The sequence below is a fragment of the Streptomyces sp. NPDC107528 genome (assembly GCF_055639295.1).
Window position 1 is genome coordinate 1 of the sequence record NZ_JBVKAV010000015.1, and the last position, 12,827, is coordinate 12,827.

Sequence of the window (12,827 nt, forward strand, 5' to 3'; positions counted from 1 at the left end):
ATGGCGTCGGCCGGTAAGACCCTGGTCGAGCTGTTCGGTCTCGCCCGCGAGCTGAACATCGACGCCGAGGGCATCGACATGGGCCCGTCCCCGACAGACGCCGCCCTTGCCGCCGACCTGGCGCTGCCGATCGAGGAGCTGGAGCTCACGGTCCGCTCCTACAACTGCCTCAAGCGCGAGGGCATCCACTCGGTGGGTGAGCTCGTGGCGCGTTCCGAGGCCGACCTCCTGGACATCCGTAACTTCGGTGCGAAGTCCATCGACGAGGTCAAGGCGAAGCTTGCGGGTATGGGCCTTGCGCTCAAGGACTCGCCTCCCGGGTTCGACCCGACCGCCGCCGCGGATGCCTTCGGCGCGGACGACGATTCAGACGCCGGATTCGTCGAGACCGAGCAGTACTAAGAGCTCGGGACCGACTGCCGGTTCTTGGCTGCGGGATCGTTGTGGCTGATCGCGCAGTTCCCCGCGCCCCTCAGGGGGCGCGGACCTTTCCGGAGTTGAAAGGCTCCGGATCTCCGACAGGCGACCGCCTGCTCGGATACTGACCCCGGTACCTGATACGGCCGGGGCAGAGACACAGGAGATGGAAAATGCCGAAGCCCACCAAGGGTGCCCGTCTGGGCGGCAGTGCCGCGCACGAGAAGCTGCTCCTCGCGAACCTTGCGAAGGCGCTCTTCGAGCACGGCCGTATCACCACCACCGAGGCGAAGGCCCGCCGTCTGCGGCCGTACGCCGAGCGTCTGGTCACCAAGGCGAAGAAGGGCGACCTTCACAACCGCCGCCAGGTGCTGCAGGTCATCACGGACAAGAGCATCGTGCACACGCTCTTCACCGAGATCGGCCCGCGCTACGAGAACCGTCCGGGTGGCTACACCCGTATCACCAAGATCGGTAACCGTCGTGGCGACAACGCGCCCATGGCTGTCATCGAGCTGGTCGAGGCCCTGACGGTTGCTCAGGAGGCCACTGGCGAGGCCGAGGCCGCGACGAAGCGCGCTGCCAAGGACGCCGAGGTCAAGGTCGACACGACCAAGGCCGACGAGGCTGCCGAGGCTCAGGCCGATGAGGCTGCCGAGGAGTCGAAGGACGCGTAAGCGTCTGCCGGGGGCTGTTCGGTTTGCGGCTGCGGCGCCGTCGTGGCTTGTCGCGCAGTTCCCCGCGCCCCTTTGGGCGATTGCGGGCCCGTTCCTTTCGAGGAGCGGGCCCGCTCTTGTGTTCCTGAGAGGATCTCCGTGTGAGTGACGAAGTAGAGCCCGGGTATGTGCGTGTGCGCCTCGATCTGTCGTACGACGGGACCGAGTTCTCCGGCTGGGCCAAGCAGGCCGGTGGGCGGCGGACCGTGCAGGGGGAGATCGAGGACGCACTGCGGACCGTCACGCGGTCGGGCGGGACGACGTACGAGCTGACCGTCGCCGGGCGTACCGACGCCGGTGTGCACGCTCGCGGGCAGGTGGCGCACGTCGATCTGCCGGAGGCGGTCTGGCGGGAGCATCACGAGAAGCTGCTCAAGCGGCTTGCCGGGCGGCTGTCCAAGGACGTGCGGGTGTGGGCGCTGCGGGAGGCGCCCAGTGGGTTCAATGCTCGGTTCTCGGCGGTCTGGCGGCGGTACGCCTATCGCGTCACCGACAATCCCGGGGGTGTCGACCCGCTGCTGCGCAGCCACGTCCTCTGGCACGACTGGCCTCTCGACGTCGACGCCATGAACGAGGCCGCCGGGCGGCTTCTCGGGGAGCACGACTTCGCCGCCTACTGCAAGAAGCGGGAGGGGGCGACCACCATTCGTACGCTGCAGGAGCTGAGCCTCGTGCGGGGGGACGACGGGATCGTCACCGCCACCGTGCGTGCTGATGCCTTCTGCCACAACATGGTGCGGTCGCTGATCGGGGCGCTGCTGTTCGTGGGGGACGGGCACCGGCCCGCCGACTGGCCCGGCAAGGTGCTCGCCGCCGGTGTCAGGGACTCCGCCGTGCATGTCGTACGGCCGCACGGGCTGACCCTCGAAGAGGTGGGGTATCCGGCGGACGAGTTGCTCGCGGCGCGCAGCAAGGAGGCGCGGAACAAGCGGTCGTTGCCCGGTCGGGCCGGGTGCTGCTGAGCCTCAGTCGGCCGACCAGGTGCTGAGGAGATCGCGCAGGGCGTCCTCGGTCTCGTCGGCGTCGCGGCCGTCCTCGCGGGCGGCGGGCGCCAGTTCCACGTGCAGGAAGGGGGCGTGGCGGCGTTCGGCCGACCTGCCCTGGACGTTCTCGGTGCCCTCCAGCGGGCAGCGTGCCGACCAGCCGCGGCAGACCCGCAGACCGTCCGACTCCAGACGGTCGGCCAGCGCCGAGGCCTCGCCGGACGCGCTCTGGGCCACGCCGCCGGAGACGATGGCCTCGTAGGGGCGCTCGGACGTCCGGGCGAAGCCGTGCAGTTGGAGGCCGGGCACCCCGCGCTTCTGGAGTTCCACGACGATGGCGTGGAACGCGCTGTCCTCGCGGTGGGCCACGTCCGCGGCGTCCGTGCGGCCGGCGCGGCGATGGGCCCCGGCAACGACCAGTGCGCCCGAGGGAGTGTTCTCCAGTAGCCGGACGCCGAGTGACTCGGTGTCACGGTCGGACACCGGGTGCGGTACCTGGACGTTCCAGCGCAGGTCGGAGTCGGCGGTCAGGTAGAGGCGGCCCCAGCGTGCGGCCTCGCCGCTCTGCCGGACGGCGGCGATCTCGTCGTAGCGCCGGCCGGAGTCGGTGTCGGTGAGGCGGATCACGCCGAGGCCGAGGGGTGCGAGCGCGCGCTCCGCCTCCGCCGCGTCGCCGTCCAGCAGGCGCCCGACTCCGCGCGCCAGTTGGGCGCGTTCGTCGCCGGTGGGCGGGGTGTAGGTGTCGTCGGGTTCGAGGCCGGCCGTGTACGTCAGGATCCGGCTGCGGAGGTCCACGAGCTCCCGGGCCTGCGGAACGGACTGTTCCGTCGCATGGGGTGATGTCGCCTCACAACCGGCCAACGCCAGGATCAAAGCCGTTTGGGCAAAAATGCGAGCGAACCGTGACTGTCTTGTGACGGTAGAGACAGGTTGAGTTGTGTGGCGCGTGTGAATATGTCGCGGTGACATTCCGTAAGTCTCTCCGTATAGGTCGCTCGCTGACGGTTCTGGTGGCTTTGGGCGGCCTGATGGCCGCCTGTACCTCAGGGTCCCCCGGGGCGCAGGTGAAGCCGGGCGGACGGTCGTTCACCGTCGCCGCCGCGGGGGATGTGCTCATCCACCCCGAACTGGTCGAACAGGCGGCCAAGGACGCCGAGAAGACCGGTGAGGGGCAGGCAGGGCTGGACTTCGGACCGCTCATGGCCGGGGTGAAGCCGGTGATCAGCAAGGCAGATCTGGCCATCTGTCACATGGAGACGCCGGTCGGGACACCCAAGGGCCCCTTCGAGGGTTACCCGGAGTTCCTGGTTCCACCGCAGATCCTCACAACCCTCAAGGACGTGGGCTACGACACCTGCTCGACGGCCTCCAACCACACGTACGACCACGGCCTCAAGGCCGTCAAGCGCACCCTGGACGCGATGGACAAGGTGAGTCTCGGGCACACCGGGTCCGCGCGGACGCCGCAGGAAGCAGAGCAGATCAACATCCGGGACGTCAACGGCGTCAAGGTTGCCCATCTCTCCTTCTCCTGGGAGTCCTTTCTCAACCCCACGCCCGAGAAGGAGCGCTGGGCCTTCAACCGGATGAGCACCGACGAGATCAAGAAGGCCGAGGCACGGGCCCGCAAGAAGGGCGCCGAGGTGGTGATCCTCTCGGTCCACTGGGGCCTGGAGCACTACAACGAGCCGAGCCTCCCGCAGCTGGAGCTGGCGGAGCGGATCACCAAGGAGACCGGGATCGACCTGGTGATCGGTCACCACGCGCACGTCGTGCAGCCCATCCAGAAGCTCAACGGCAAGTGGGTCGCCTACAGCCTCGGCAACCAGGTGGCCCGCCACTCCTCGCCGACCGGTCTCACCGAGGAGGGTGCGATCGGCTGGTTCGAGTTCAGGGAGACGGCCGACGGCTGGGACGTCGACGCCCGCTACCGGACCACACTGGTCGACATCCCGCCGGAGGTGGAAGCCGGCGACAAGGCGCCCGCGGGCGCGGTCGAGGAACACCGGGTGATGGACGTGCAGCAGGTGCTCGACAGCCCGGGCGACCTGTCGGAGGACCGGCTGGCCCGCTACCGGCTGGCCGCCGACCGTACCCGCGGCTTCCTCCACAACCGTGGCGCCCCGCGCGGCGACGGTCTTGAGCAGCTCTCGCTGGGGAAGTGACGAGCGACACGTCGACTGTTGCCTGCCGGAGCCCAACCCCGGCGCGTGTCGACTGTCTTTTAAAGTGACGGCGTCTCATGCCCGCGTCAGCGGTGGCTCCTGCGAGCGCCTGAGTAGTGAAGAGGCGAAGGAAACCACCGGTGACTTCAACCAAAGGTGCGCCACGTCCCGCACGGGGCGGACGGCGACGCCTGCGCAGACGGGCGGACATGCCGCTCCTGGGCGGCATACGGCCGCCGATCGCGCTGCTGTGCCTGCTGATCCTCGCCCTGGCCGGGCTGACCGCCAAGGTGCTGGGCCCCGCGGGTGAGCCGGCCGTGCCGAAGGCGGTGCTGGGCTCCCAGGAGCACTTCGCGCAGGACGGCGCGATCGCCCTACGCGCGTCGATCGACGAGCGGGTCACCGACCTGAACCGCATGGCGGCCGCGCTGAACGCCGGCAAGCCCGCGGATCCGGAGCGGGTGCTGTCGGATCTGAGCAGGACGTACCAGAAGTGGACCGGCACCACGGTGCTGGATCTGGAGAGCGGGAAGGTGCTCGCGGCTCGGGGCGAAACGATTCCCCTTGCCTGGCTGGACAAGGACGTCCTCACCGGCGAGCACGCCCTGACGCCCCGCATGGTGCGGCTGAAGACCGGTGACGTACGGCTCATGACCATGGCCCTCCTCGACCGGAAGGACCGTCCGCAGCAGCTGTTGATCGCCTCCAACAGCCTCTCCGTGCCCGCCATCAACCTGGGCCCGTTCCGCTCCATGGCGGTCGTTGCCCGCGGCGGCGAGGTCCTCGCCACGGAGGGCTTCGAACAGGCCGAGGCGCTCAACTCGGACGCGGAGCGCGACGAGCTGACCTTCCTCCACAAGCAGATCACGCGGCTGTCGGAGCGGGCGGCGAAGGAGACCGAACAGGACCCCGTCAGCGCCAGGGAGCCCGGCTCCCGCGGCTACCCGGGCGTCAGCGGAACCCTGCTGGGCGACGCCTACAACGGCCGTATCGCCACCGCCGGCTACGCCTCCCTCGCCTCCGCCGACCCGGAGCAGCGCAAGAGCGTGGGCGCCGGTCTCGGGCTGACCGTCGTGGCCATGCTGCCCGTGGTGCAGGAACAGGCCGTCGGGCAGGAGCGGGAGCTGTACGGGCTGGTGGCGGCCGGAGTCCTGGTGGTGTTCGGGCTGCTGGCGGCGACCGTGCTGTGGATGGCGGTGCAGCGGCCCCTGCTGGGGCTCTTCCTGGAGTCGCGCAGGCTGGCCCGCGGTGATCTGACCCGCCCCGTCGCCGTGCCCCGCTGGGGCGAGACCGCCCGTGTCGGCGCCGCGCTGGAGCGGCTGCGCGGGCAGTTGTCCGACGGGGGCGGCGATGCCCCCCAGGGTTCCGGTGCGAGCAAGGGCCGTGGGGGACGGCTCGGTCTGCGGGTGCCGCTGGCGCTGACAGCCGTCCTGCTGTTGCTGTGGTGCGTGCCGGTCGGTCTGCTCCTCAACCGCACGGACGCCTCGGTGAGTGTGCCGAGCACCATGGTCAACGACCAGCGCGACCGCACCGACCTCGTCGCCGACCGGGTGCGCCGGGCCCTCAACGAGGCCCAGGCCGACCTCGTCTCCATCTCCCGTCTGATCGACGCGGACGACCCCGACCGCAGCACGGGCGTGCTCGACGACGCCTTGCGCAAGCACACGCGGTACGGCTCCCTGTACGTCATCGACGAGGGCGGCGAGGTCGTCGCCCGCGCCGGGGCCGAGCCGAACGCGGACTGGGAGCGCGACACGTCCGACGACAAGACCGACGCGTCCGGCGACACGTCCGACGACCAGGACCAGTCGCTGGTCCGCGTGTCGGGCGAGGGCGGCAAGAAGCCGGTGATCCAGGCCGGGGCCGCGCTGCCGGATGAGAAGGGCATGACCCTGGTCGGCGAAATCCGGGTGGAGTTCCTGAACTCGCTGCTGAACCGGCCCGGCCTCGGGGAGGTCCGCGTGGTCGACGCCGAGGCGCGAACCATCGCCGCCAGTGACGGCTTCCTCGCCTTCGAGGGCCTGCCGCGCGAGTCGCTCACCGACCTCGTGCGAGCGGGCGGCGTCAAGGTCGGCGCGGGGCCCGTGGAGAACGGGCTGCTGATCCGCGAGGGCCGTTCGGTCACCGTCGCCGCCGCGGCGCCCTTCTCCGGCGGCGGTGTGGCGGCCGACGTCGGCTGGACCGTCGTCAGCTGGCAGAACGCCAAGCACTTCGAGATCGCCCCGTACGAGCGCGAGGACCGCAGTGTGCTCGCCGGGATGCTCGGGCTCGCGTTGATCGTGGTCTGCCTGGGCTGGATCCACCTGGTCGTGGTCCGGCCGCTGCGCGCCCTCGCGGGCAGCGCCGAGAAGCTGGCCGACGGCGACCTCAAGACCGTGCTGTACCCCCGCTATCACGACGAGGTGGGGGCCGTCGTCCGCAGCCTCGAACTGGTCCGCCAGCAGTTGCAGGCCCGCAGGCAGAACCAGGCACGCCGGAGTGCCGAGCCCAGGCTCGGCGCCGGAGGAAGGTGACCGGCCCGTGCTCTACCTCTACTTCGTCCTGCTGATCGGCTCGGTGTTCCTGCTGATCGCGGGCATCATCGAGCAGCGCAGGCACTACGCCGCCCTGCACACCATCCCCTCCCGGGTGCTCGTCAACGGCATCCGCGGCAAGTCCTCCATCACCCGGTTGTGCGCGGGAGCCCTGCGCGGCGGTGACCTGGTCACCGTGGCCAAGACAACGGGCACCGCGGCGCGCTTCATCCACCCGGACGCCACCGAGGAGCCGGTCTACCGGAAGTTCGGCATCGCCAACGTGGTGGAACAGATCGGCATCGTCCGCCGGGCCGCCACCTACCGTCCCGACGCCCTCGTCATCGAGTGCATGGCGGTCATGCCGGCCCTCCAGGAGGTCAACCAGAGCAAGCTGATCCGCTCGACGATCGGCGTGCTGTGCAACGTCCGTGAGGACCACCTCGCCGAGATGGGGCCCACGCTCGACGACGTGGCCCGCTCGCTGTGCCGCTCGATGCCGGAGGACGGCATCTGCGTCACCGCCGAGAAGGAGCGCTTCCACATCCTCCAGGAGGAGGCGGACGCCCGTAACTGCCGGCTGATCTACGCCGATCCGGAGACGGTCACCGACGAGGAGCTGCGCGGCTTCAGCTGGTTCACCTTCAAGGAGAACGTCGCGATCGCGCTGGTCGTGGCGGACCTGCTCGGCATCGAGCGCAAGGTCGCGTTGCAGGGCATGTACGACGCCCCGCCGGACCCGGGTGTGCTGTCGGTGGAGAAGTACGTCGCTCCCGACGGCAAGCGGCTCGCCTTCGCCAACGTGTTCGCGGCCAACGACCCCGAGTCGACGCTGATGAACATCAATCAGCTGCTCGACCTCGGCGCGATCCGCCGCCCCTTGAACGTCGTGATCAACTGCCGCCCGGACCGGGTGGAGCGCAACGGGCAGATGGGCGAGATCATCCCCGACCTCCAGCCGGACAACGTCTTCGTCATCGGCCACCCGTCCAAGAGCGCCATCGACGCCATCCCCGCCGACTGGCGCGACCGGGCCGTCGACCTGGGCGGAGAGCGTCGCGCGGCGGACGAGTTCATGCCGACCCTGCTCGGCCGGATGTCCGACGGCTCCTCCCTCGTCGCCATCGGCAACATCCACGGACAGGGCGAGGAACTGCTCGAATACCTGGCCGAGCTCCCGGCGGACGAGAGCGGCACGGATGAGGCGGGGGACGCGGCTGTTGCCGCCGCGCCGCACCAGCAGCAGCGCCTGGACCCGTACGCCTCGTACCCCACGGCCCACGAGGAGCGCTACCAGGCTTCCCAGACCCAGGAGATCCCGGTGATCACCATCCCCGCCCCGCCGCGGGAGCGGTACGCCGAGGCCCCCTACGGACCGGGACAGGCCTACGGCCACGGTGAGCAGTACGGCCAGGGCCGGCCGCAGTACCCCGGGCACGGGCACCACGTGCAGGAGCAGGTGCCGTACGCGGCCGGGCAGGCCGAGGTCTCGCAGTGGTTCCGGTCCGCGCGGCAGCCGTCGCACGGGGACGGCCAAGAGGTGCCGTACGGCGACGACCCCTTCGGTCGGTCGGCCCGGCGGCCGGCGGACGACGACGGAGGTGCACCGCCATCGCGCGCCTGACAGCCGCTTCGCCCCCGAACCCGCACCCCTCTGCCCGGAGACCCCGTTGACCACCGCCGCCCTGACTCCCGAGATGGCTGCCCTGGGCATCGCCATTGGCCTGTTCTTCTCGCTGCTCTGCTATCTCACGACCAACCTGTCGCCCGGCGGCATGATCACACCCGGCTGGCTCGCGCTCACCCTCATCGAGGATCTCCAGCGCGCGGCCATGGTGGTGGGCGTGACCGCCCTGACCTACGGCGGCACCAAGATCATGCAACGGCTCGTGATCCTGTACGGCAAGCGGCTGTTCGCCGCCGTGGTGCTGCTGGGCGTGCTGTTGCAGGCCACGGTGATGATCGTGCTGTCGATCGAGTTCCCGCTGCTGTACGGCAACCAGACGCTCGGCTTCATCGTGCCGGGCCTGATCGCCTACCAGATGGTGCGCCAGCCCAAGGGGGCCACGCTGCTGGCCACGGGCACCGTCTCCCTCATGGCCTACATCGTGGTCGCCGCCGGCCTGCTGCTCGGCGTCATGCCGACCGTCTGAGAACCGAGGAGCACACAACGATGGCAGGGAAGAAGAAGTCGAGGCCCGTCGTCACGGGCCTGGTGCTGCTGGCGCTCGTCGGCACCTCCGGCTACCTCACGGTGGAGCTGCGCAAGCAGGAGGAGCCGGGCGTCACCGAGGTGCGCAACGTCGGGGTCCTGGAAGGCGGCCGCAGCACCGAGGCCTCGACGGACACCGGCAAGGAGGCCTGGTCCCGGCTGGAGAACCCGGCGCGGTCCGTGCTGCGCGGCGCCGACGGCCAGATCAAGGCCGTGTTCACGGACGGCGCGCGCATCGCGACGCTGAGCGGGCCCGCCCGCACCTTCCAGGAGCCCACCTCGACCGCGTCGAAGGTCAGCACCACGGACTGGGTGCGGCTGATGCCCGAGAAGTGGTCCAAGGGGGCGGAGAAGGAGAAGTGGTTCAAGGAGTGGTACGCCGAGTACCGGACCAGCAAGGAGGACGACATCTTCGCCTTCGCCTTCCAGTACGTCGCGGGCGCGCCGCAGAAGAAGGACGGGCAGGGCACGGTCATCGCCGGTGACGCCAACTTCGGGCCGCTGAACACGTCCGGGGCGGAGGGCGGCGACCTGCGCCTGGAGCAGTCCGACTTCTACGACTACCTCGGGGTGCCGTACCCGTTCCGGGACGGCGTCGTCGGTCAGCCGGAGAGCATGCGGGCCCGCTCGATCGACTGCTCGGGCTTCATCCGCATGGTGCTGGGCTACCGGGCCCGCTACCCCCTGATGTCCTCGGACACCTCGGGCGACGGCCTGCCCCGCACCGCCAACGGCATGGCCCGCTCCAAGCAGGGCGTCGACATCCTGCCGCTGGCCGGCATCACCGCGCAGGACCGCCCGTCCGCCATCGACCAGCTCCAGCCGGGCGATCTCGTCTTCTTCAAGCTCGACACCCGCACCGGCCAGCGGCTCGACCACGTCGGCCTGGTCCTCGGGCACGACACCGAGGGTCACCTGATCTTCGTGTCGAGCCGCGAGGAGGTCAACGGGCCCACCATCGGCGACGTCGGCGGTGTGTCCCGCCTCGACGGAAACGGCTACTACGCGAAGACGCTGCGCAGCGCCAAGCGCTTGTGAGCCCAGGGCCGGCCGCGGCGGTCGACAGTACGTCGGCCGCCGCGCGCCGCTTCCGGCTCGCCGCTACTCGCCCGCCGCCGCCGAAGCCTGGGCCTCACCGCGCCGGCGGATCTGGCGGAACGTGAACTCCTCCAGGTTGTCGCCGGTCTGGAAGCCCGCCGTGTCCTTGTCCGTCATGTCCTTGCCGTTGGTGAAGCCCGTGATGGTGAAGTAGGCGTAACGGCCGTAGGAGTTGGACTTGGAGTAGCAGACGGCGGAGGCGCAGAAGTCCTTGATGCCCTTGCCGGAGAGCGGCCGGACGATGTCCTTCTTCGTGTTCACCTGGCTCTTGACCTTGGTGGCCTTGGCCTCGGTGTCGAAGACCGCCACGCCCACCGTCACCGCGAGGCCGTCCTTGACGTAGGAGACTCGCATGAAGCGGGTGCAGCCGTTGGCGGAGAGGATCTTCGGGAGTCCGCCCTCGGTGACCGCGGAGCAGTTCTTCGTGTCGTCCGTCGCGCCCTTCTTGTAGACCGTCTCACCCATGGTCAGCTGCGTGCCGGGGAAGAGGATCTGCGCGCCGAGCGGAGCGGTGTCCTTGGCCTTGCTGGCGATGAAGTCCTTCGGGTCCAGCGGCGGCGGGGCGCTCGTCGGCTCGAACGACGGGGCGGTGGACTGGTTCGGCAGGTCCGCGGTCGCCGGAAGCTCGGAAGACGGCTTGTTCGAGGCCGAGTTGCCGTCGTTCGACGACACCACGGCCACGGCGACGGCGGCGCCGATCGCGACGGTGGCCAGCGCGCCGCCGCCGATGAACAGCAGCCGGCGCCGTTTGTTACGGGTCTCGGATGCCTCGGCGAGCGCGGCCCAGTCCGGGGTCTGGTCGTCGGCGCCGCTGTTCCACGGCTGCTGGGATTGCGGTGTCCAGGGATCCCACTGGGACTGGGGTCCCCCCTGCTGCCCGTAGCTCATGGGGCGCATCTTAGACGGACCGAAGGTGTGCCGGTCCGCCCCAAGCGGCCCACAGGCACCTAGCGTTCAGCCGATGAGCGAGCACAAAAGCGACATCTCCGGGTGGTTGGTACGACGTGCGACCTGGCATCTGTGGGCGGTGCTCGGGGTCTTGCTGGGGGCCCTCGTGATGCGTACGGCCCGGGTGACCTCGGACGGAGGGATGGACAACGCGATCGTCGTGCGGGCGGCGCGGGTCTGGCTGGGTGGGGGTTCGCCGTATGACGACCCCCACTTTCTCTATTTGCCGAGTGCGGTGCTTGCGGCGGCTCCTCAGGCCCTGATTCCGCGGGGTGTGCTGGGGGTGCTCGTGCCGGTGGTCGTGACCGGGTGTCTGGTGGGGGGCTGGGTCTGTGCGCTGCGGGTGCACGGGGTTCCGCTGCGCAGCCGGTTCGCCGCCCTCGGGCTGATCGGGCTCGCGGTCGGGTTCGCCCCGTTCGCGCACCTTGTTCTGCTGGGGAACTGGACCGCTACGGCGGTGCTCGCCCTGCCGCTGGGCCTGTTGCTGGCGACGCGGGGGCGGTGGGTGGCGGCGGGGGCGGTGACCGGGGCGGCGATCGCCCTGAAGCCGCTGCTGGCGCCGGTGGGGTTGCTGTTCGTGTTCGCGGGGCGGTGGCGGGGGCTGGGGGTGATGGTCGGGGTGCCGGTGGCCGCGTCCTTGGGGGCGGCGTTGCTGCTGCCGGATCCTGCGGGGTTCTTCACCCGGACTCTGCCGTTCCTTCTGGGCGGGGACGACGGCTTTGTGCGGCTGTATGAGGCGTCGCTGGTTGCCGTGCTTTCGAGGGTGGGGGTGCCGGGGGCGGTGGCCGGGGGGATCGGGCTGGTGGCGGCTGGGGTGGGGGTGGGGTGTGCGTATGGGCGCTGGCGTCGTGGGGACGAGGGGGCGCGGCGCCTTGTCGAGACTGCGGCGGGCCTGATGCTCTCGGCGTTCCTCGTCTCGCGGCCGTCGTACGACCACTATCTGCTGGTTGTCGTGCCGCTGCTGGTGGCTGGGGTGCTGGGTGAGGGGGCGGTTGCCCGGGGGGTGTGGTTCTGGGTCTCGCTCGTGCCGCAGCTTCCCGGGGTGACGTGGCCCTATCTGGAGGCGGTTCAGCGGCGGGCCTTTCGGGATGCCGTGACGCTGTGTGGTCTGGCGGTGACTGTGGCGGTCCGCGGCGTTCGGTCCGGGCGGGGTGTCTCGCCCCCGCCGCCCCTGCCCGTCCCGTCCTCCAGGGGCTCCGCCCCTTCGACCCCGCCAGGGGCTCCGCCCCTGGACCCCACCGGGCACGCGGCTTCGCCCGTCGAGGGGCGGACCCGGTGGGGGAGGGGTGAGCCTCGGCGTGCCAGGGGCGGGGGGCGTGGCGTGGCGTGAGCCCCAGGGGCTCGGGGCGCTGGGCGTGGGCGTCCGGCTTGGGTGTCCGGCGGTTGGGGGTCGGGGATTTCGTCGCCGGGAGGTCGCTCGGGTGAGGCTGTGGGCCCGTCTCGGCGGGTTGATGGTCACGCCGGGGTGGAGCGTCGGCTGTCGGTGGCGGTGGCGGTGGCGGTGGTGGGCCCGGTGTTTGGGGGTGAGGGCCGGGCACGGGCGGCACAGCAGAGCCTGGTGCTCGCTTACGCTGGTCAATGGACAGCAGGGTGCAGTGGCCGGCCACCCGTTTTGACCCGGCCGTGGCGCCGCAGGTATCCTGCGTGTTCGTTGTGTATTGGCTCGCTCATTCTCACGGGAGTGGCCTCTACCTAGGTTCCCTGGAGCAGTTACCAGTGGACGGCATACGGGCAGCGTCCCCGGCATTGTCGTCCCCAGCTGCACGATCGCTTCA

Annotated in this window: 11 protein-coding genes; 9 read left to right on the top strand and 2 right to left on the bottom strand. The window is 70.3% G+C overall.

The annotated features are described in order from the left end of the window. The 3 genes from ACZ7L5_RS38380 to truA all read left to right on the top strand — a co-directional run. The coding region (locus ACZ7L5_RS38380) for a DNA-directed RNA polymerase subunit alpha C-terminal domain-containing protein (RefSeq protein WP_471522955.1) at positions 1–402 on the top strand (402 nt) is incomplete at its 5' end. Between the two features lie 188 nt (positions 403–590). Further along, positions 591–1,094 (top strand): 50S ribosomal protein L17, encoded by a 504-nt coding sequence (rplQ, locus tag ACZ7L5_RS38385; protein ID WP_383420677.1) that lies wholly within the window; start codon positions 591–593, stop codon positions 1,092–1,094. Positions 1,095–1,234: 140 nt separating this feature from the next. Further along, the gene (truA, locus tag ACZ7L5_RS38390; RefSeq protein WP_363035667.1) at positions 1,235–2,095 is read left to right on the top strand and encodes a tRNA pseudouridine(38-40) synthase TruA; all 861 of its coding nucleotides are present in this window, start codon (positions 1,235–1,237) and stop codon (positions 2,093–2,095) included. Positions 2,096–2,098: 3 nt separating this feature from the next. Here truA and ACZ7L5_RS38395 read toward each other — a convergent pair whose 3' ends face one another. Beyond that, positions 2,099–2,911 (bottom strand): hypothetical protein, encoded by an 813-nt coding sequence (locus ACZ7L5_RS38395; protein ID WP_471522958.1) that lies wholly within the window; start codon positions 2,909–2,911, stop codon positions 2,099–2,101. A 233-nt stretch (positions 2,912–3,144) separates the two neighbouring features. Between ACZ7L5_RS38395 and ACZ7L5_RS38400 the strand changes: the two genes are divergently transcribed. From ACZ7L5_RS38400 to ACZ7L5_RS38420, 5 genes are all read left to right on the top strand, one after another. After that, positions 3,145–4,281, top strand: coding sequence for a CapA family protein (locus ACZ7L5_RS38400; RefSeq protein ID WP_471523280.1), 1,137 nt, complete (start codon positions 3,145–3,147; stop codon positions 4,279–4,281). Positions 4,282–4,490: 209 nt separating this feature from the next. Continuing rightward, entirely contained in the window at positions 4,491–6,794 is a 2,304-nt protein-coding gene (locus tag ACZ7L5_RS38405) for a HAMP domain-containing protein (protein ID WP_471523282.1), read from the top strand. Between the two features lie 7 nt (positions 6,795–6,801). After that, a complete protein-coding gene (pgsB, locus tag ACZ7L5_RS38410; RefSeq protein ID WP_471522960.1) occupies positions 6,802–8,418 on the top strand; it encodes a poly-gamma-glutamate synthase PgsB in 1,617 nt (538 codons plus the stop codon). Between the two features lie 46 nt (positions 8,419–8,464). Continuing rightward, positions 8,465–8,947: a poly-gamma-glutamate biosynthesis protein PgsC/CapC gene (locus tag ACZ7L5_RS38415; protein WP_019753111.1), complete on the top strand. Its 483-nt coding sequence runs from the start codon at positions 8,465–8,467 to the stop codon at positions 8,945–8,947. A 20-nt stretch (positions 8,948–8,967) separates the two neighbouring features. Beyond that, complete coding sequence (locus ACZ7L5_RS38420) at positions 8,968–10,044, top strand: C40 family peptidase (RefSeq protein ID WP_471522962.1); 1,077 nt, start codon at positions 8,968–8,970, stop codon at positions 10,042–10,044. Between the two features lie 63 nt (positions 10,045–10,107). Here the strand turns inward: ACZ7L5_RS38420 and ACZ7L5_RS38425 are convergent, their stop codons facing one another. Continuing rightward, positions 10,108–10,992, bottom strand: a complete 885-nt coding sequence (locus tag ACZ7L5_RS38425) for a hypothetical protein (RefSeq protein ID WP_471522964.1) — start codon at positions 10,990–10,992, stop codon at positions 10,108–10,110. Between the two features lie 73 nt (positions 10,993–11,065). Between ACZ7L5_RS38425 and ACZ7L5_RS38430 the strand changes: the two genes are divergently transcribed. Further along, positions 11,066–12,382 carry a glycosyltransferase family 87 protein gene (locus ACZ7L5_RS38430; protein ID WP_471522966.1) on the top strand — a complete coding sequence of 439 codons (1,317 nt, stop codon included), beginning with the start codon at positions 11,066–11,068 and terminating at the stop codon, positions 12,380–12,382. Positions 12,383–12,827: the final 445 nt, after the last annotated feature.